The sequence below is a fragment of the Pampinifervens navoyensis genome (genome assembly GCF_046159715.1).
Taxonomy (GTDB): Bacteria; Aquificota; Aquificia; order Aquificales; family Aquificaceae; genus Pampinifervens.
In genome coordinates this window covers 15324-34568 of the sequence record NZ_JBJXCT010000013.1, presented here as the reverse complement: position 1 = coordinate 34568, position 19245 = coordinate 15324, and the positions used below count along the sequence as shown (strand labels likewise).

Sequence of the window (19245 nt, the reverse complement as noted above, 5' to 3'; positions counted from 1 at the left end):
GGTCTTGCAAGCAGAAGAATCTCAGGGTTTACGAGCCTGTCGTAGAGTATGACCTCTGCAGACCTTATGAGCCTGTAGGCCTTGAGGGTAAGAAGCTCCATATCTCCTGGACCTGCTCCCACAAGGTAAACCTTACCCATCCTTAAAAGCCCTTTCAAGTTCTCTAACTGCGAAGCTGAGCCTTTCCTTTTCAGGAATCAGGACTCTCAGGACGCCATTCTCAAAGAGAGCCTGTGCGGTGGTTGTTCCCATGGCAACGGAAAGAAGTTTCTGGTTCATTCTGTTGCTGAGCTCAGAATGCACTCCCTTTTCTTTCGCCCTTCTGTATAGATGTCTTACCTGAAAGGCAGAGGTAAAGAGCACCGCATGGTAAAAGCCCTTCAAAAGCCTGTCAATGAAGGTGTCAATCTTCTCACTGTCAGGCACATACCTGTAAACCCAGACCTTTATCAGATTGCCATCTCTGCCGTATACAAACCTTTCCAGCTCTGGCAGGTCTTCCCCGAACATCTGGATAAGGATGGACTTACCTTTTATATCCATTTTTCTCAGGAGCTTTACTATATCCGATGTGCTTTCCACTGGAGTGGCACTGTAGCCCCTTCTGGCAAGAGCACCCCTTGCCTTGTAGCCCCGAACCACAATGTGGGCTTTTAGGAGAAGGCTGTTGAGCCTGTGTAAAAGGCCATGACGCTCCGCTATTTCAAAAAGCCTCTCCGCACCCTCCCCTGTGGTGAAAACAAAATAAGACGGTTCTTCTTCCATAGCTCTTTTGAGTGCCTCATACACCTCCTGCTCTGGCAGATACTCTATCCTCACTATCTCTTCCACATATGGCTTTCCTCCCATCTGACTTATCTTTTCCACTATCTCCTCAACTCTTCTTGTGGCACACACTGCAATCCTCTTCCCTCTTAAACTCATCCCACAGCCTCCACCTTGACGTGTGTAAACTTCAGCTCTGGCTGTTTTGATACCGGGTCTGTGCGGTTTTCTGTAAGCGTGTTTATGACCGCACCATACCTCAATCCGTAGCCAAAGGGGGCAAAGAGGTGACCGCACTTTATCTCTCCAAACCTTACCTTCAGCACCGTATCACCCCCTGAGGAAACCAGCTTCACGCAATGATTCTCCCCTATTCCGAATCTTTCCCTATCTTCCCTGCTCATGAGAAGAAAAGGCTCCTCTTCACCTCTGAGGAGTTCGGGACTTTTGCCGGTTCTTGTCATGGTGTGCCACTGGTTTTTGGTCCTTCCCGTTATAAGAATAAAGTCCCCATCTCTGTGCTTGTAGGTTGTGGGGTGCATTCTTGCCTTACCGCTCTCTGTAGGAAAGACCAGGTCCGGGTAAAGCCATCTTCCACCCCATCTCTGGGGGAGCTCCTCCCTCTCAAACCTGCTTATATCACAGAGCCTTCCCTCTGTCGCCTTTTTGAGTTCTGCGAATATTTCACCGGAGCTTGTATAGGAAAAGAACTCTCCATAGCCAAGTCTCTCCGCAAGCTCCTTGAAGATGAGCCAGTCCGGCTTTGCCTCTCCCAGCGGTTCTGAAAACTTCTCGCAGTAGCTCACCGTCCTGTCTGAGCCGGTCATGACCCCTTCCTTTTCACCCATCTGTGCGGCGGGAAGCACAAGGTTTGCAAAAGAGCAGGTATCAGTCCAGTATGCATCCTGAACCACGAGAAAAACCTTCTCAAAAGCCTCCCACACGCTTTTAAGGTCGGGAAGGGTTAACGCAGGGTTTGTGCATACAACCCAGAGAAACTTTATCTTTCCCTCAAGCATAAGATGCACTGCGTCAGTTATGGTCGGACCAGGCTCAGCCCTTATGCTACCATGGGGTATGCCCCAGAATTCTTCCATAAAGCTCCTGTCCTCTTTCTTCCTTACATCCCTGTATCCGGGCAGTCCACTGGAAAGGTAACCCATCTCCCTGCCACCCATGGCGTTGGGCTGTCCGGTGAGAGAGAAGGGGCATCCCCTTGAGTTGAGCCTTCCCGTCGCAAGATGAAGGTTAATGAGGCTCAGGTTGTTCATGAGGGCATTGGGTGACTGGTTGAGCCCCTGACACCAGAAGGAGATGAGCTTTTTACTGAAGGCATACAGTTCCGCAAGCATGTAAATCTCCTTTTCCTCTATTTCACATATGCGTGAGGCAAGCTCTGGGGGATATTTGAGGGCGTTTTCCACAGCCTCTTCAAAGCCTTCCACATGTTTCTTCACAAACTCCTCGTTTATCCATCCCTTCCTGTAGAGAAGGCAAAGCACGGAGTTGAAAAGCACCGTATCGGTGCCAGCCCTAAGTTGTATGTGCATGTCCGCCTTCCTTGCAGTCTCTGTTTTTACCGGGTCTATTACCACTATCTTTGAGTGGGGATTTCCATGTCTTACTTTCATAACTCTTTTGAAAAGCACTGGGTGGGTCCACAGGGCGTTTGAGCCTGCAAAGACAAAGGCCTCTGAGTCTTCTATGTCCTCATAAGAGCAGGGAGGACCGTCAGAGCCAAAGGAGAGCCTGTAGGCGGTCGCAGGCGTTGCCATGCACAGCCTTGAGTTGGCGTCTATGTTGTTAGTTCTCAGAAAGCCCTTTACAAACTTGTTTATAAGGTATATCTCCTCCGTCATGAGCTGTCCTGAAAGGTAGAAGTAGACCTCCTCAGGGCTAAGGCTCTGCAGTCTTGAAGCAACTATGCGGTATGCCTCTTTCCAGCCGATTTCCTTAAAGGGGTCTTTTTTGTTTTCTCTGAAGAGGGGCTTTAAGAGCCTGTCTTTTTGCATGACCTTAGGATAGTAAAGGGGCTTTTGACAGAGGTCTCCCCTTGAAGCTGTATGCTCCCTGTCGCCCCTCACCTTCCCCTCCTGAAAAAGGAGGCCACAGCCAACACCGCAGTATGGGCACTGAAACCTCATGCCACTTCCTTTTTCCTCAGCCTTTCTCTCAGGGTGTAGAGAAGGTGTTCTTTTAGCTGGGTGTATTCTCTTGTCTTTATCAGCTCTTCCCTGAGCCTTGGTCTCCTTATGTCCACAGAGAGTATCTCGTAGACCCTCGCGGATGGTCCGTTGCTCATGACCACTATGCGGTCAGACATGTATATGGCTTCCTCTACATCATGGGTGACCATCAGAACCGTCTTTTTGTCCCTTTCCCATATTCTCAGAAGCTCGTCCTGAAGGGTTGCCCTTGTGAGGGCGTCCAGAGCTCCAAAGGGCTCGTCAAGGAGGAGCACCTTGGGGTCCACTGCCAGAGCTCTGACCAGTGCAGTCCTCTGCTTCATACCTCCAGAGACCTGAGAGGGTAGCTTGTGTCTGTGTTCCCAGAGTCCTGCAAGGCGAAGAAGCTCTTGAGCCCTCACTGTCATCTCCTTCAGACTCTCTCCAGAAAAAAGGGACCTCACCGCCACCATCACGTTTTCATACAGAGAAAGCCACGGCAGGAGGGAATAGTTCTGAAAAACCACAGCCCTGTCTGGTCCGGGCTCTGTTATTTCTTTCCCATCAAGGGAAACAGAGCCCTCCGCAGGTCTCACAAGCCCCGCCACTACCCCAAGGAGAGTGGACTTTCCACAGCCCGAATGCCCTATTATGCTTACAAACTCCCCTCTGTCTATCAGCAAGTCAAGTTCCTTGAGCACCACATTGTTTCCAAACCTAACCGTCAGGTTAAATATCTCTAAATAAGCTCTCATCTCTTACCTCCTCGCCTTCTCCGACAGCTTTGTAAGCACAAGGTCAATGGCAAGACCCACAAGCCCTATAAGGATTATGGCGGACAGCACGTTTTCAAGGTTTAGAGCGTTCCAGGAATCCCATACAAAAAAGCCAATACCCGTGCCACCGGCCAGCATCTCCGACGCCACTATAACCATCCATCCAATACCAAGACTAAGCCTGAAGCCTGTGAGCATATACGGAAGAGTGTGGGGCAGGAGCACCTTCGTGATGTATATGTGAGCTGGAAATTTGAAGACTCTTGACACGTTTCTAAAGTCCTCAGGCACAGAGGAGGCACCCACTGCAGTGTTTATGAGGGTGGGCCAGAGGGAGGTAATGGTTATCACAAAGATGGACGCCTCGTTGGAGTTTTTCATCAGAGCAAGACCTATGGGAAACCACGCCATGGGCGAGACTGGTCTGAGAAGCTGAACCACCGGGTTGAAGATGCTTCTCATCTTTGAGCTAATCCCAATTAGAAAACCCACGGGAACTGCTATAAGAGAACCTATGAGAAAGCCTATGAAGACCCTCTTGAGGGATGCAAGCATCTGCCAGCCTATGCCCTTGTCGTTGGGACCGCTATCGTAGAAGGGGTTAGAAAGAAGACTGGCAAGGTTTTTGAAAGTGCTGAGTGGACCGGGAAGGTCTTTGAGAAAAAAGGAGAGGAGGGACCACAGAAGAACAAAGAGGAAGATGCCAAAAAGTGAAAGTATAAGAGCGGTCGCCATCCCCTTAAGGGTGCTGAGGTCTAAAGATGGTTTTATGAACCTTGAAATCTTAGCCTTTTCAGTCTGCACCATTTTAGACCTCCTTGACTTTGTACGCTCTGATGGACTCCTCTGGCTTGTTGGGGTCAAAGACAACTCCATCTATAAAACCGCTCAGAGGCTTCATGTCATCGTCTTTTACGCTCAACTTCATCTCCCTGGCAACTTCCATAAACAGGGGCTTGTCTATGAGCTTTTTCGCAATTCCCAAGTAGTCGGGTCTTTCCTTTATCATCCCCCACCTTCTGTATTGGGCGAGGAAAAAGATTCCGTAGGAATACTTAGGAAGGTTAACATCACCTTTCTTGAAAAAGAGCATGTAGTCGTCCCTGTAGGTGTGCTCTCCAAGACCCTTCCCGAGGTGGTATACGCCCAGAAGCCTTGTTTCAATATCTTCAGGCTTTGCGTTTACATATTTTGCAAGCACCTTTGAAGCCTCTTTTCTGTTTTTCATGTCATCAAGCCACATGCTGGCTTCTATTACCGCCTTCATGATTGCCTTGGCTTCTTCTCTGTTCTTACTCAGATATTCCTCATTGAACACAAGGGCTTTTTCTGGGTGGTGTTTCCATATGTCCTGAGTGGCAAGGTGGGTAAAGCCTATGCCTTCTCTGACAGCCACTTCATTCCATGGTTCACCCACGCAGTATCCGTCCATGTTGTTCACCTTCATGTTGGCGACCATCTGAGGGGGTGGTATGGGTATGACCCTCACCTCCTTTGGGTTTATACCGCAGGCGCCGAGCCAGTATCTGAGCCATATGTCATGAGTTCCTCCGGGGAAAGTCATGGCAAAGGTAACATTCCTCCCCTTACCCTTTAGCTCATCCACAACCGCCTTTACCTTGCTTATCTCTCTGAAGCCCACCTTTCCCCCAAAATCCTCCTGAGAGAGAGTTATAGCCTGACCGTTGAAGTTAAGGATCATTCCTATGGGCATCACCCTGCCGGCAGGACCACCTATGCCCATGTGAACTGAGAAGGGCATGCCAAACAGGCAGTGGCTGGCTTTGAGTTCTCCGTTGAGCAGTTTGTCCCTGACGTTTGGCCAGCTTGCCTCCTTTGATATTTCCACACTTACGCCATGCTTTTTGTAGAGCCCAAGCTCTTGAGCCATCACAACGGAGGCACAGTCAGTCAGGGGTATGTAGCCTATTCTGAGTTTTGCCTGAGCTTTGCTTATGTAGGGTCCAGCCAGACCCGCGCCCGCAAGGAGCATGGAGCTTTTCCTGATAAAGTCTCTCCTGTTCATACTTTACCTCCTTTCAGAATTTTTTGTAGTAAAGCCATTTGCCGTTGAAACAGAGAAGCATCCTGGGATTACCCTGAGAATCCTCCACCCTGCTAAGGTCTATGGACATGTCTATTGCACTCATTATTCCATCCCCAAAAAGTTCATGAGCTACGTCCTTTATAACCGGACCGTATAGGAGCACTATCTCATACAGCCTGTAGACAAAGGGGTCAGTGGGTGGCCATGGCTGTGAAGGAGACCTGTAGGGAGCTTTCATGAAAACATGTTTTGCCTCTTCGGGTAGCTCAAGAATCCTGACAAGAATATCTGCCTCCTCTTCTGTTGCCTGCCCATAGCCGTAAAGTAGCATGGCAGTGTATAGAGGGCTTTTGCCAATCTCCTTTGCCAGACTTTCCCACGTCAGTCCTTTCCTATCTTTCATCCACAGGACAAGGTTTCTCAGCTCTTCTCTGGTAATAGGCTTCATCTCACTACCTCCTCCCTTTTACCAGTCCTTATGGTCCAGACCTCCTCAACCGGGCAGACAAAGACCTTGCCATCACCAAACATGCCAAGGCTTGCGTGCTTTTTTATAATCTCCACCACCCTTTCCACATCCTCATCCCGAACCGCTATTAGCAGGAGTGTCTTGGCAAGCTCCAGATAGACTGCATCTCCAAACTTTAGTCCCCCCTCCCTCCCCCTCCCCACTACATCCATCACAGTAAACCCTCTAAAACCCCTCTCCTCAAGAGCTTCTACTACTTCGTAGAGCTTCTCTGGCCTAATGATTGCCTTCACCATCTTCATGACATACCTCCCATCACAAAAATCTTCCCATCGCCGTAGTGGCCTGTATATGCAACCCTGAGAATCCGGCTGACCACATCGTTGTAGAGAGCATCCTCTACCCAGCTCAGGATGAGGACCTTTGGAATCATTGAGGTAAAAACACCCTTTCTGGTTGAGTAGCCAATACCACCTTCTTTCCCCTTTCCAAGAACTGGTTTTGATACATAATCAAGCCCCATCTCATGAAGGAGAGCCTTTACATCCTGAGCCTTCTCTCGCCTGACTATGACTATTAGCTCCTTCAACCTTAACCTCCTTCACCTCCCATGAGTGCAAAATTCATACCAGCGGGCTTGGAGGGCTTAAAGCCCTCAGAATACTGGTTTTGCTACATGAAGAATATGCATCTTTTATGAAAAAATGTTAACAATTTTGTAATTATGTAAACAAAGGAAGCCTTTTCTGCTAAGCAATCCCCCTTGAACTATGGGCACTTGAGCCACTTGTCTCACAGGCTCTGTGGCACGCTTATTGCTTAACAGACTTGTAGAGGAGGTTATGCATGAAGGTTTTTGTGGTAGGTGCGGGCATGGCAGGTCATGCCCTTGTGGAGGAACTCTTAAAAGCAGGCCAAGCCGTGGAGATTCACCTTTTTGGTGAGGAAAGAAGCCTTCCTTATAACAGGATATTCCTTTCAGACATAATAGCCGGCAGGAAACTGCCATCACAGTTAATCCTGAAAAGCTACCAGAGATACGAAGAGGAGGGGGTGAAACTGCACCTTGGCGAGCGCATGGAGAGGATATTTCCGGATACCAAAAAGATAATTACCTCAAGGGGCAGTGTTTATTCCTACGACAGGCTTGTTCTGGCATTGGGCAGTGTTCCCAGCATGCCCCCAGTGAAAGGGGTGGAGAAGAAGGGTGTTTTCACCTTCAGAAATATGGGGGATGTATACGGAATCCTTGAAATGGCAAGGGTTTCAAAGAGGGCAGTGGTAATAGGTGGTGGTCTGCTCGGTGTAGAGCTCTCCTCTGCCCTCAGGGAGGCTGGGCTTGATGTCTCTCTTGTCCATATTCTTGACAGGCTAATGGAGCAGTGGCTGGACGAAACTGCCAGCAGGATGCTCTCAAGAAAGCTTGAGGGAATGGGTATAAGGGTTTTGCTCGGCAGTAGGACGGTGGAAGTGATGGGGGAAAGGAAGGCGGAGGGTATTAGACTCTCTAACGGTGAGGTGCTTGAGGGGGATTTTGTGGTTTTTGCCACAGGCGTGAGACCAAACACTTCACTGGCTGTTGCGAGCGGTCTGAAGGTCAACAGGGGTATACTGGTCAACGACTTTCTTGAGACCTCCGCTCAGGATGTGTATGCGGTGGGCGAATGTATAGAGCACAGAGGAAGAACCTTTGGACTGCTTAGCCCTGTGATGGAGCAGGTAAGGGTTTGTGCCAGAAACCTCCTCTACGGCAACGCAGAGAGGTATGAAGGTTCCTTTGAGCATGCCCTTCTTAAGGTTGCCGGCGTCAGGCTTCTTTCCGCCGGAAAGGTTCACGAGACGGAAGAGGACGAGACAGCCCTTTACATGGATAGGGAAAACTACAGAAAAGCGGTGGTTAGCAAGGGCAGGCTCGTGGGTGTGATACTCTACGGAAACCTCTCTGGGAGCGAGAGGATGCTCAGCATGATAAAGTCTGGGGAGGGGATAAGGGATTTCAGCTTCCTCATAAAAGACCTTGTGGTGGAGGAAAGGGAGCTAAAGCCCGAGGACATGGTGTGCAACTGCAATCTTGTCTCTTACGGAGAACTTCTTAAGGCAATTAGGGGAGGTGCAAGGACTCTTGAGGATATCCAGAGGCTCACAAAAGCCTCCACATCCTGCGGTAGCTGTGCACCCCTTGTGGAAGACATACTCAAAAAGCATGTAAAGGCAAGACCCCAGAGGATAAACAAGGTGGAAGAATACAAAAGAGCTAAACATCCCTTTGAAAGGAACCTCATGGAAAGTCTCATAAACTGGGCAGAGGATGGAGACTGGCAAAAGGTGCCGGAAGAGGACAGGGAGATTGGGCTCAAGTGGTATGGAGTGTTTTACAGAAAAGCGACGCCGGGCTACTTCATGGTAAGGGTCAGGATAACTCATGGAAAGCTGAGCTCCGAGCAGGCCCTTGTGCTTGCCCATCTTTCAAAGAAGTTTGGCAAGAATGATGTGGACATAACCTCAAGACAGCAGATTCAGCTCAGATGGATAGAGCTAAAAGACTTGCCGAAGGTGCTTGAAGCCATTGAGGCGGTAGGTCTGACCACCCTTCAGACGGGTATGGATAACATAAGAAACATCACGGGAGACCCACTTTCTGGTCTTGTGGAAGAGAGCTTCATAGACACACTTCCAATAGCAAGGAGGATAACGGAGGTATTCCTTGGAAAGAAGCAGCACGCTGACCTTCCCCGAAAGTTCAACCTGGCGTTGCTTGGCTCAAAGCATGACTGCATAAACTGCAGGTTCAACGACCTTTGCTTTTCTCTTGCAGTCAAGGATGGGAAACTGGGCTTTAATGTCTACGGCGGTGGAAAGATAGGCTCTGGAGGACCAGAACCAGCCCTTGACCTTAACATATTCCTGCTGCCCTATGAGGCGGTTGAAGTAAGCAAAACAGTCTTTGAGCTTTACTCTGATATGGGAAACAGAGAAGACAGAAACAAAAACAGGTTTTACTTCCTTATAAAGGAGCTTGGCATAGAAGGTCTGAGAAAGGAGCTTGAAAGAAGGCTTCTGAGAAGACTGCAGGAAAGGGGTGAAGACCTTGTGGAAAAATGGGGAGAGAGGGAGGGAATAATAAGGCAAAGGAACGGGCTCTACGCGGTAAGCATGATTGTTCCCGGTGGAATCTTTACAGGTGAAGACCTTGAGATGGTCGCATATCTTTCAAGAAAATACGGCAGTGGGGAGCTCAGGCTGAGCGTGTATCAGAACGTATACATAGTTAACGTGCCTGAGGAAAACCTCAGCGAGCTTCTCAGCCATCCCATATTTGAAAAATACCCCATATCCACATCACCTTACTTTACAAACCTTATTGCCTGTCAGGGTAGCAGAACCTGTGCCTTTGGAGTTATAGAGAACAAGCCCGATGCCCTCAAACTTGCAAATTATCTATCCCAGCAACTGCCTACAGAAAAGCCCATAAGGATGCACTGGTCTGGATGTGCCAAAGGCTGTGGACAACACGGTGCGGGAGACCTTGGCTTCGTGGGAACAAAGATGAAGGAAAAGGGAGAGGTTGTGCTTGCGGTAGATGTATTTGTAAGAGGTAGAAAGATAAGCACTGTGCCTCTGAGTGATTTGAACGAGTATGTTAAAAAGATGATAATGGAAGGTGCAGTATGAAAGCTCTTGCGATAAGACATGTAAAGATTGAGCATCTGGGGTTGCTTGAACCCATCTTGCAGGAACTTGGCATAGTGTGGGAGTATCTGGACACCTCAGAAGGTCAGAACCTCAAAGGAGCTCTTGAGGAATACTCACTCCTTATAGTCCTTGGGGGCTACATGGGTGCCTACGAAGAGAAGATGTATCCCTTTCTGAGCTACGAATATAGAATCATGGAAAAGGCACTGAAGAAGGACATACCCATCCTCGGTATATGCCTTGGCTCTCAGATGCTTGCCAGAGTGCTTGGTGCGAGGGTCTACAGGGGAGAGAGGGGAAAGGAGATAGGATGGATGAAGGTATACAAAACCGGTGAGCACGACTATTTCAGGGATTTTCCACAGGAGCTCACCGTCTTTCAGTGGCACGGGGACACCTTTGACCTACCCTCTGGTGCTGTCAGAGTTTACTCTTCCGAAAAGTATGAAAATCAAGCCTTTGTTTACAATAGGGCGGTGGGTCTTCAGTTTCATATAGAGGTGGACATAAATATGGTACATGAGTGGATGCAAACAAGTAAGGAAGAACTAAGTGAAGAGGCTATAAAAATAAATGAAATTCTTGGCTCTTATGCTGACGGGCACATTGCACTGCTCCATAGGCTTCTTAAGGTTATGTTGTTTAACGAATAAAACCCTCCCCTATCCCCGACACGAGAAAGGGCTCATACAGAGCTTAGGGTAACTTTTTCAAGATTTTGAACTTCTGACTTCTTTAATCTTTCTTGCAGGGTATTGAGAAGATGTTTTTTTATCTCCAGATACTCTTTATCGTTAAGCAATTCCGACCTGTTTCTAGGCCTCTTTATGGCTACGCTAACTATCTCGTATATTTTGGCGGAGGGACCGTTACTCATTACTACTATTCGGTCAGAAAGATAGATGGCTTCGTCCACGTCGTGTGTAACCATAAGAACCGTTTTTTTGTCACTTTCCCATATTTTCAGAAGTTCATCCTGCAGTGTAGCTCTTGTTAGAGCATCAAGAGCTCCAAACGGTTCATCAAGAAGAAGCACTTTCGGATTAACTGCAAGAGCTCTCGCTATGGCTACCCTCTGCTTCATTCCACCAGAAGTCTGAGCTGGATACTTGTCGCTGTGTGCTTCGAGACCCACAAGAGAGAGGTATTTCATAACTATCTCTCTTTTCTGTTGTCTATTTAGTGATTTACCGAGAGCTGAGTCAACAGCATGGTAAACATTTTCATAAAGGGTAAACCACGGAAAAAGACCATAATCCTGAAAAACCACAGCCCTGTCCGGACCAGACTCTGTAATCTCAGACCCATCCAGCAGTATGTTCCCCCTATCAGCCTTTTCTATGCCAGCAACTATTCTCAGAAGGGTGGACTTACCACATCCTGAATGTCCTATTAGAGAAACAAACTCACCACGACCCACATTCAGATATATCCCACCAAGAACTGGGTTTTTACCATAGCTCTTGTAGACTCCATCTATTGTCAAGAACGCTTTCATGCTTACCTCCTCTTGTTATAGTTAAAAGCCTGTTCCAGCTGCACAAAAAGAGAGTCTACGAGTATACCCACTGCTCCTATGAGAAGTATGGCAAATATGACTCCAGATAGGTTGAGATTGTTCCATTCGTTCCAAATAAAATACCCTATACCCCTGTTACCTACCAGCATTTCCGCAGCCACAATTACCATCCATGAAATACCAAAACCCACTCTCATACTGGCTATTACCTGGGGAAGTATTGAAGGCATTAGAACCCTTCTTATAAACCTGAAGCCTCTTATACCAAAAACGCCTGCAACCTCATAATAAGCTTTAGGAATAAATGCAATGGAGGAAGCTACACTGAGCATTATGGGCCAAACGGAACAGATAGCTATCACAAATATTGCTGCGTACTCTGAGTTTCTTGTAAGGGCAAGTCCTATTGGAAGCCACGCTAATGGAGATACTTGTCTGAGAATATGGACATGAGGGTAAAAAGCCCTTCCAAGAACGCCACTAAAGCCAAGTATGATACCGATAGGTATGCCCACTACGCAAGCTATAAAAAAGCCAATCAAAACTCTCTTTATGCTGTGATAGAGGTGAATACCAGCTCCAAAGCTCCCTTCGCTTCTGGAAAAGAAGTTTTCCATTTCTTCTACAGCGAACTCGTAAACCTGCGAAGGTGCAGGGAAAACTTTCAGGAGCTGCCCAGAAAGGGCGAGCAGCTCCCATGAACCAATGAGAAGGGAGGTGGCCACAAGGCTTATGAAGGCAACACTCAGGTTTCTGGAAAGTGCCGCTTTCATGTTTTAAACCCTCCCCTGCCTCCATTTTTCAAAGTCCTTAACATCAAAGGTCTTACCCATAATTCTTTCAGTCTTGTAATCTGCATTAGGCGCCTTGAGACCTAGCTGAGTCATAGCTCTTCTTATGCCTTCAGTATCATATATGGCGTCTGCAGATTTTCTCGGGTCACCCACAGATTTCAGATAGTCCCATCTTGCCATCTGACTGATTATCCATACTGCAAAGCTTTTCCAAGGATATGGGTCAAAATCTATTCTGTCTGATATGCTGTGTTTTCTGCCCTTGCCGTCTTCGAAGTTGCCTGTTAGAACTGCAGATACCACCTGCTCGGGCTGGTTAAGATATTCCCGTGCAGATATGTCTTTTACCAGAGCTTGTCTATTTCTTCTGGCATACTGAGCCGATTCTACAAAGGACAACTGCAAGGCTCTGTATGTATTGGGGAACCTTTTTGAGAATTCCTCCTTAACAGCAAAGGAACAACAAGGATGCCCGTTCCATAGTTCCTTTGAGAGCATGTATATAAACCCAACACCCTCATAAACTGCTCTCTGATTGAAGGGGTCTGGCGCCAGATATCCATCTATGTTTCCCGCAGCTAATGCTGCCACCATGTCCGGTGGTCTCATAGCTCTTATCTGAACATCCTTGTTGGGGTCTACACCTGCAGAGGCTAGATAGTGCCTTAGTAGGAAGTTATGCATTGAGAAATCAAAGGGGACAGCAAGCACCATCCCCTTGAAGTCTGCGGGACCCTTTACTTTATCTCTGTATTTTGAGGATAGGGTTATTGCTTGACCGTTGATGTTTTGCATTGCCACCAAACGTGTGGGTATGGGACTACCGGAAACACCCAGTGAAAGAGCTATAGGTAAAGGAGCAAGCAGATGTGCGCCATCAATTTCACCAGATATGAAAGCGTCTCTTATCTCAGCCCATCCGCTAAACTTTCTCAGTTTGACCTTTAAACCATATTTTTCAAAGAACTTATTTATGCTTGCGGTAAGCAGAGGCGTGGCGCATGTAATGGGTATGAAGCCTATGGTAAGTTCTGGCTTTTCTACATCTTGTGGAGGGGATGCCATTGCAGACTTGATATCGTAAAGCATGGTAAGCATCGCTCCGGCTAAGGCAATGGTAAATTCTCTTCTGTTCATTTGGCTAGCATCCAGAAGGTTGCTGGAGCCATTACAATCGTTACAGGTGCATCCTTCAAGATGGATCAAACCTCTGAGCATCTTGCTGGCTTTGGTTTCCATTGGTTTTACCTCCTTTAAAATTTTTTGTATCTGAGCCATTTTCCATTGAAACTTATAAGCATCCGGTCATTTCCTGCCTCATCAACAACCTTTTTTAAGTCTATGGACATGTCTATGGCGCTCATTATTCCATCCCCAAATATTTCGTGAGCCACATCTTTAATAACGGGCATGTAGAGAAGGACTATTTCATAGAATCTGTATACAAAAGGGTCTGTTGGCGGCCATGGTTGTACCGGTTCTCTGTATGGTGCGCTCTTTAAAATTTCTCTCTGTTGTGCGGTGAGTTCAAAGAGATCACCAAGTAATTTGGTCTCTGAATCATCACATTGTCCGTAACCATAGACAAGCATGGCAGAGTAAACTGGGCTCTTTCCGAGAAACTTTGACACATCCTCCCATGAAAGTCCTTTCCTTAGCTTGGTCTCGAGCATACTCTGTCTAAGCTCTTCCCTCAAATGTCTCATATATTCACCTCCTTGTTAATTTTTTTACTTGCAAACCTATACATTCCAATTTCCTTTCGCTTAATCTTCCTTACCTTTATCTGAACTGCCTTTGAATGCTCATCAATGTGTGTTCCCTGAAAGAGGGCTTTGGCTTCTTGCAAGTTTTCTGTTGCAGCTATCAACTTTTTCATTTTTCTTCCTCTACCTAGACCTTACGCAAAGTAGATGCCAAGGGTCTGCTTCGTCAGAAAAGCTTCAGTACTGTATTTGCATACGAAGGTTATGGTTCTTATATGTTAATTTGTTTACATAAATGTAAAATTGTTAACTCTTGTAACGAAATGCTCTTCAATATCCCAGAGCAGGTTCTATATGGTAATTTGATATGAGGGAGGGCTCCAGCCCTCCGATGAGTATTTAAATTTTTAGAAGTATACTTCGGAATTCACTTGCCTCGGACTGACCCACGAGACCCCTTTCGTGCACCTGCTTGTCAACCCTTGTGGGCTCAAGGGTGGCTATTATGTAGTCCATTGCCCTGTAGGCCTTTGCGGGGTCTCCGCAGGTGTAGACGTCAACGGTAGCAAGACCGTGCTCGGGCCAGGTGTGAATGGAGATGTGGGATTCCGCCAGAAGCACCACGCCGGTGGCGCCGTGGGGCTGGAACTGGTAGTAGTGGGAGGATATTTTGGTGAGGTCTGCTACCTTGACGGCGCTCTCAAGGAGCTGACGCACATCCTCCACCCTGTCAATGAGGTCAGGGTGGACCCCATACAGGTCCGCTAGGATATGCAGTCCGAGGGCTTTGACCATTTGCACTCCTCCTTATCAAGTTTTTGCAGCAGTTTGAACTGCCTCATGGCAAAACCTCCTTCAAAACAGAAAGCTAAATTATAATACTTTTTGTGAAAAAAGCAAGTGGAAAACAAAAACTCAGACCTACTTCTAACCTTGTCAAGCAGGCGGTTTTCAACATACTGGGAGACATAGAGGGGCTCGTGTTTTTTGACCTGTTTGCAGGGACAGGGCAGATGGGTCTTATGGCAGAAGAAAGAGGTGCAGAGGTAATTTTTGTGGAGAAGAACCCAAAGTTTGCAGAAAAAATAGGGCATAAAGCCAAAGGTAAAGTGGTGATAGAAGATGTGCTGAGGTTTCTGGAGAGGACAGACATAAGAGCAGACATTATCTTCGCAGATCCACCATATAGCTATGAGTTTTATGATAAACTTATAGAACTCTCGCTGAAAAACCTCAAAGAAGGGGGTATTTTTATGCTTGAACATTCCAGTAAACTGGACTTCTCCGCAGAAAGAAAGAAAATTTATGGCGATACTGCCCTGTCCATATGGAGGAAGGAAGAATGAAGAGAGCGGTCTATCCAGGCACCTTTGACCCGCCCCATCTGGGACATCTGGATATAGTCAAAAGGGCGGTAAGGATTTTTGACTACCTTGTGGTGGCAGTAGCCAGAAATCCCAGAAAAAACTTGCTGTTTAGCATGGAGGAGAGGATGGATATGTTTTCAAAGATGGTAGAGGGCATTAAAGGGGTTGAGGTGAAGGGCTTTGACGGGCTTCTTGTGGACTTTATGAAGCAAGAGGGAATTGAGGTAATCGTTCGTGGTGTAAGGCTCTTTACGGACTTTGAATACGAGCTTCAGATAGCCCTCAACAACTACAAACTGGCGAAGGTAGAAACCGTTTTCATGATGCCATCACAGGACTACATTCACATAAGCTCCACCATCGTAAGGGACATAGCCTCTTACTGTGGGTGTGTAAAGGGTCTTGTGCACCCTTATGTGGAAGAGAAACTTAGAGAGAGGTTTGGATGCGATTCAGAGAGCAAGAAATTTTCAAGTAGAAGTTCAAAGGAGTGATAGTAGGAATACCACATACCTGCTGCTATTCTTGATACGCTTAATGTGTCGTTTTTTTGTAGACCTTCTATGTAGTCAAACAGTTTTTCCTCCGAACTTAGTGCGAGATAGTCCTTTATAACCTTTCTCACGTGCGTATCTACAGGAAATATATAAGGCACTTCTTTCCTGTCTATATTTTTCCTTATCTGGGATATAAGTATGACATCCCTTAAGATAAAGGATGCTATTTTGTCTCCTACCTCCTTGATACCTTTAAGCTCCTTGTATACTTTCTCCAGTTCACCTGCCTTAACTAAATTCCTTATGTAATTATAAAAGTTGTAGCCTTCATTTTTGAGTTTCCTTAACTCGGAGAAAAGAGATTCAAGGTGCTCTATGTCCTTTTTCGAGATTTTTATTTCCTTTATTCTACTCAAGAATTTATCTTCAAGAAGACTCTCTATTGGCGCGTTTTTGAGCTCATATTCATCCAGAACCCTTAAAACATCGTTTACATACCTTGAGGATAGCTCCTGTCGTCTACCCCGGTAAAAAGAGTGCCGAATAAAAAATTCCATTGCAAGGTACGGGTCTGTGCTCAACTTGTCGTCCGTAAAATCCATATTGTAGAGGTAAACCTTTGCGTATCTTTCTCCGAGACTTTCAAAAAAGAACAGGACTTTTTTGTGATAAGGTTCCAGCGTCTGGATTGCTATAGACCTTAAGCTTTCTCGATTGAGAGGCTCTGGAGGCACTACTTCTACACTCTTCATGGTGTATTAATATACAGATGCAGTGGATGAAGTCAATCCTGACATGGATACTTGCCTAATCTTTGCATATACTCTTTCCTCCTCTTGCGACTTGGGTATGCAGTAATCAGCCTGATTTCCTTTCCTTCAACCCTTACAGGAACCTCCCATACATACTGGTTCACACAGAGGATTATGATTAGCTGTCCTTCGTATCCTCTCTTTTTGTTTGGGATTATGTCAACAACTTTCCCCCTTGCTATCTCACGAACTAAGAATGGGAAGTCTATGCCCCATTCCCTTAGCAGAGTAGAGCTCTTTTTCTCGTCCCAGACAAACCTGTATTCGCTCAGGCTTGCGTTCATCCACTTTTACATTCAACCCCTTCTCTCTCTATATATTCCTTTAGCTTCTGAACTGCCAGCTCTCCAGTAAAGAGCTCTTTCAGGTCTCTCTCAAGATTTATGGGCCTGAGCCTTGCAATCCAGCCCCTTGTGTAAGGGTAGTCGTTTATAAGGTCTGGGGTGTCAAAGAGCTCTTCGTTCCTTTCCACCACCTCACCCTCTATAACCGCAGGAATGGGACCTGTCCATTTGCCGCTTTCAAGGCTTGCGATGGGCTTTCCCTTGGGTACATGCTTGCCGGGAGCCTTTATACGCACGTTTACCATTCTACCCGCTCTTGTCTGACCTATGTCGGTGGCACCCACAGTCACGGTGCCATCGGGCTCAATTCTATACCAGACCTGATTTTCTATGTCGTAGTAAAGCTCTGGGGGTATTTTACAGCCTCTGTAAACCACCTCGCTCATAATAGAGGAGTATTTTACAGGAACGCTCAAGAACAGATATATGAGCATAAGCATAAAAGGGGTCAGAGTCTGCAGAAAAGACACCGTGAGCCCTTACCACCACAAGCCTTGAGGATTTGATAACTTCAGAGACCGCCTCTGCAAGCTCTTCACTTCCCGAAGGTAAGGGAGGTAGCACCTGAACCTTACCTATGAGCGCTCTTCCCTCAGAGTCCACGGGCTCAAGAAGGTCTCTTTCAAAGGACAGAACCACTGTAGCTAAAGGATGAGCGTGAACCACCGTCGAGTGGTCGGTCCTTCTGTAAACCTCTCTGTGAACCACAAGCTCAGAAGAGGCTCTCTCCTGAAGGATGTGCTCTCCATAAAGGGGTAGCCTTATAAAGTCCCATCGGGTAAGCCTTCCAAGGTGGACCCCCCTGCGGGTTATAAGAAGGCTGTCTTTTAGCCTTGCAGACAGGTTTCCCGCCCTTGCGTCCACAAGCCCCTCTGAATAGAGAAGTTTCCCCACCTCAATGAGCTTTCTTAGAGCTACCTCTTCCATATCAAGCTAAAGAGTATATACGAAAGGGTGCTGAAGGCAAGGCCTACCAGCAGGGCAAACTGGCTGTGAAAGACATACTCAAGCAGAGCCCAGCTGAAAAAGCCCGACAGCATGGAGGCCATGGCGGAGACTGGGTTTGAACCCCTGAAGTAGAGCCCTGCCACAAGGGGAACGAAGAGAGATACAAGGCTCAGGGCTGAAGAGCTTCCCACAAGGTGGTAGATAGACTCTCCCGAGAGGGCAAAGCCCAGCGAAGCCAGAGAGACAAGGAGCACGCAGGCTCTGGTGAGCCACAGGAAGCCCCTGTCAGAAATACCTCTTATGTAGGGTCTTATGAGGTTTTCGCTCAGGACCGATGCGGGTGCCAGCACGGCGGCGCTTGCGGTGCTCATTATGGCAGAAAGAAGTGCCCCAAAGAAGAGCACCTTTGTGGGAAGGCTTGCATGCTCCATTATCATGGTGGGTAGCATGAGTTGTGGGTCCACTTCAAGAAGCTCTGGATACCTTACCCTTGCAAAGACGGCAAGTATGAGAGGTATTAAGGCAACGGTCAGATACATGAAGCCTGCGGATATGGTGGAAAGGACTGCCACCCTCTCACTCCTTGATGCCATTACCCTCTGAAACACATCCTGCTGGGGTATGGAGCCAAGCCCTATGGTTATCCATGCGGATATGTAGAGAAGTATGTCTTTAAGTGTTGGCTCAGGGAAAAGTCTGTAATAATCAGGAGGCTGGGAGGAAAGGACGGAGGCAATCTGAGAAAAACCGGAAGATACCTCATAGAGAACCGCCAGCAGACCCGCGATTATCATTATGGTCTGGATAAAGTCGGTAAGGGACACAGCCCACATGCCTCCCAGAAAGGTGTAAAAGAGCACCACACCAAAGCCCAGCAGTATGCCCCATATCTGAGGAATACCCAGCACAAGCTGAAGTATTATGCCTATTGCTACCATCTGAGCCCCAATCCATCCAAAGTAAGAAAAGACCATCATAAGGCTTGCCACCACCTCCACCTTCCTGCCATACACCACCCTGTAGAAGTCTCCCATGGTAAGCAGGTTCATCCTGTATAGGGGCTTTGCAAAGAAAAGACCTATGAGGATAAGGCAAAGTGCCGCACCAAAGGGGTCCTCTATCACGCCCAAAAGACCTTCCTTCGCCATAACGGAGGATGCACCCAGAATGGTTTCTGAGCCAAACCAAGTGGCAAAGGATACAAAGGTCGCCATATACAGTGGCAGACTTCTGCCCGCCAGTATGTAGTCCCTTGAGTTTTTTACAAAGGTGGCCGCCAGAAGGCCTACAGAGAGGGTTCCCAGTATGTAAAGGATTATGAACCCAAGAAGCATGCCATTATT

General features: G+C 47.3%; 24 protein-coding genes. 4 read left to right on the top strand and 20 right to left on the bottom strand.

Features of this window, described 5'->3' with window-relative positions:
• The 9 genes from ACKRDP_RS08980 to ACKRDP_RS08940 all read right to left on the bottom strand — a co-directional run.
• On the bottom strand, window positions 1-140 hold a 140-nt coding region (locus ACKRDP_RS08980; RefSeq protein ID WP_409154426.1), incomplete at its 3' end, for an SAM-dependent methyltransferase.
• Window positions 133-924, bottom strand: coding sequence for a uroporphyrinogen-III synthase (locus ACKRDP_RS08975; RefSeq protein WP_409154425.1), 792 nt, complete (start codon window positions 922-924; stop codon window positions 133-135). The genes ACKRDP_RS08980 and ACKRDP_RS08975, both read right to left, overlap by 8 nt.
• Window positions 921-2909: a molybdopterin oxidoreductase family protein gene (locus ACKRDP_RS08970; RefSeq protein ID WP_409154424.1), complete on the bottom strand. Its 1989-nt coding sequence runs from the start codon at window positions 2907-2909 to the stop codon at window positions 921-923. Before ACKRDP_RS08970 ends, ACKRDP_RS08975 begins: the two co-directional genes overlap by 4 nt.
• Window positions 2906-3685 carry an ABC transporter ATP-binding protein gene (locus tag ACKRDP_RS08965; RefSeq protein WP_409154423.1) on the bottom strand — a complete coding sequence of 260 codons (780 nt, stop codon included), beginning with the start codon at window positions 3683-3685 and terminating at the stop codon, window positions 2906-2908. The genes ACKRDP_RS08970 and ACKRDP_RS08965 overlap by 4 nt, the downstream gene beginning before the upstream one ends.
• Window positions 3686-3688: 3 nt before the next feature.
• Window positions 3689-4513 carry a nitrate ABC transporter permease gene (gene ntrB, locus ACKRDP_RS08960; protein WP_409154422.1) on the bottom strand — a complete coding sequence of 275 codons (825 nt, stop codon included), beginning with the start codon at window positions 4511-4513 and terminating at the stop codon, window positions 3689-3691.
• A gap of 1 nt (window position 4514) precedes the next feature.
• Window positions 4515-5732: a CmpA/NrtA family ABC transporter substrate-binding protein gene (locus ACKRDP_RS08955; protein WP_409154421.1), complete on the bottom strand. Its 1218-nt coding sequence runs from the start codon at window positions 5730-5732 to the stop codon at window positions 4515-4517.
• 13 nt (window positions 5733-5745) lie between these two features.
• A complete protein-coding gene (gene cynS, locus ACKRDP_RS08950; RefSeq protein WP_409154420.1) occupies window positions 5746-6201 on the bottom strand; it encodes a cyanase in 456 nt (151 codons plus the stop codon).
• Window positions 6198-6524, bottom strand: coding sequence for a P-II family nitrogen regulator (locus tag ACKRDP_RS08945; RefSeq protein WP_409154419.1), 327 nt, complete (start codon window positions 6522-6524; stop codon window positions 6198-6200). The genes cynS (ACKRDP_RS08950) and ACKRDP_RS08945 overlap by 4 nt, the downstream gene beginning before the upstream one ends.
• A complete protein-coding gene (locus tag ACKRDP_RS08940) occupies window positions 6521-6811 on the bottom strand; it encodes a P-II family nitrogen regulator (RefSeq protein ID WP_409154418.1) in 291 nt (96 codons plus the stop codon). Before ACKRDP_RS08940 ends, ACKRDP_RS08945 begins: the two co-directional genes overlap by 4 nt.
• Window positions 6812-7068: 257 nt before the next feature.
• Here ACKRDP_RS08940 and ACKRDP_RS08935 point away from each other — a divergent pair, with 257 nt between their 5' ends.
• A complete protein-coding gene (locus ACKRDP_RS08935) occupies window positions 7069-9894 on the top strand; it encodes an FAD-dependent oxidoreductase (RefSeq protein ID WP_409154417.1) in 2826 nt (941 codons plus the stop codon).
• Window positions 9891-10568 (top strand): type 1 glutamine amidotransferase, encoded by a 678-nt coding sequence (locus ACKRDP_RS08930; RefSeq protein ID WP_409154416.1) that lies wholly within the window; start codon window positions 9891-9893, stop codon window positions 10566-10568. Before ACKRDP_RS08935 ends, ACKRDP_RS08930 begins: the two co-directional genes overlap by 4 nt.
• A gap of 32 nt (window positions 10569-10600) precedes the next feature.
• Here the strand turns inward: ACKRDP_RS08930 and ACKRDP_RS08925 are convergent, their stop codons facing one another.
• The 6 genes from ACKRDP_RS08925 to speD form a co-directional block, all read right to left on the bottom strand.
• Window positions 10601-11413 carry an ABC transporter ATP-binding protein gene (locus tag ACKRDP_RS08925; protein WP_409154415.1) on the bottom strand — a complete coding sequence of 271 codons (813 nt, stop codon included), beginning with the start codon at window positions 11411-11413 and terminating at the stop codon, window positions 10601-10603.
• A 2-nt stretch (window positions 11414-11415) separates the two neighbouring features.
• Window positions 11416-12207 carry an ABC transporter permease gene (locus ACKRDP_RS08920; protein ID WP_409154414.1) on the bottom strand — a complete coding sequence of 264 codons (792 nt, stop codon included), beginning with the start codon at window positions 12205-12207 and terminating at the stop codon, window positions 11416-11418.
• Between the two features lie 3 nt (window positions 12208-12210).
• Window positions 12211-13365: an ABC transporter substrate-binding protein gene (locus ACKRDP_RS08915; protein WP_409154413.1), complete on the bottom strand. Its 1155-nt coding sequence runs from the start codon at window positions 13363-13365 to the stop codon at window positions 12211-12213.
• Between the two features lie 116 nt (window positions 13366-13481).
• Window positions 13482-13934 (bottom strand): cyanase, encoded by a 453-nt coding sequence (cynS, locus tag ACKRDP_RS08910; RefSeq protein ID WP_409154412.1) that lies wholly within the window; start codon window positions 13932-13934, stop codon window positions 13482-13484.
• Window positions 13931-14107, bottom strand: coding sequence for a hypothetical protein (locus tag ACKRDP_RS08905; protein WP_409154411.1), 177 nt, complete (start codon window positions 14105-14107; stop codon window positions 13931-13933). The genes cynS (ACKRDP_RS08910) and ACKRDP_RS08905 overlap by 4 nt, the downstream gene beginning before the upstream one ends.
• Before the next feature lie 226 nt (window positions 14108-14333).
• Entirely contained in the window at window positions 14334-14729 is a 396-nt protein-coding gene (gene speD / locus ACKRDP_RS08900; RefSeq protein WP_409154410.1) for an adenosylmethionine decarboxylase, read from the bottom strand.
• Between the two features lie 92 nt (window positions 14730-14821).
• Here speD and ACKRDP_RS08895 point away from each other — a divergent pair, with 92 nt between their 5' ends.
• Window positions 14822-15280 carry an RsmD family RNA methyltransferase gene (locus ACKRDP_RS08895; RefSeq protein ID WP_409154409.1) on the top strand — a complete coding sequence of 153 codons (459 nt, stop codon included), beginning with the start codon at window positions 14822-14824 and terminating at the stop codon, window positions 15278-15280.
• A complete protein-coding gene (gene coaD / locus ACKRDP_RS08890; protein WP_409154408.1) occupies window positions 15277-15795 on the top strand; it encodes a pantetheine-phosphate adenylyltransferase in 519 nt (172 codons plus the stop codon). The genes ACKRDP_RS08895 and coaD overlap by 4 nt, the downstream gene beginning before the upstream one ends.
• Here the strand turns inward: coaD and ACKRDP_RS08885 are convergent.
• From ACKRDP_RS08885 to ACKRDP_RS08865, 5 genes are read right to left on the bottom strand one after another with little or no spacing between them, the layout of a single operon-like run.
• The gene (locus tag ACKRDP_RS08885) at window positions 15714-16550 is read right to left on the bottom strand and encodes an HhH-GDP family DNA glycosylase (RefSeq protein ID WP_409154407.1); all 837 of its coding nucleotides are present in this window, start codon (window positions 16548-16550) and stop codon (window positions 15714-15716) included. The two genes, coaD and ACKRDP_RS08885, sit on opposite strands and share 82 nt — an antisense overlap.
• Window positions 16551-16582: 32 nt before the next feature.
• Complete coding sequence (locus tag ACKRDP_RS08880; protein WP_409154406.1) at window positions 16583-16894, bottom strand: BrnT family toxin; 312 nt, start codon at window positions 16892-16894, stop codon at window positions 16583-16585.
• Window positions 16891-17340 (bottom strand): glycine cleavage system protein H, encoded by a 450-nt coding sequence (locus ACKRDP_RS08875; protein WP_409154405.1) that lies wholly within the window; start codon window positions 17338-17340, stop codon window positions 16891-16893. The genes ACKRDP_RS08880 and ACKRDP_RS08875 overlap by 4 nt, the downstream gene beginning before the upstream one ends.
• Window positions 17312-17881 carry a class II aldolase/adducin family protein gene (locus ACKRDP_RS08870; RefSeq protein WP_409154404.1) on the bottom strand — a complete coding sequence of 190 codons (570 nt, stop codon included), beginning with the start codon at window positions 17879-17881 and terminating at the stop codon, window positions 17312-17314. Before ACKRDP_RS08870 ends, ACKRDP_RS08875 begins: the two co-directional genes overlap by 29 nt.
• A complete protein-coding gene (locus tag ACKRDP_RS08865; protein ID WP_409154403.1) occupies window positions 17869-19236 on the bottom strand; it encodes a high affinity choline transporter 1 in 1368 nt (455 codons plus the stop codon). The genes ACKRDP_RS08870 and ACKRDP_RS08865 overlap by 13 nt, the downstream gene beginning before the upstream one ends.
• Between the last annotated feature and the right edge of the window lie 9 nt (window positions 19237-19245).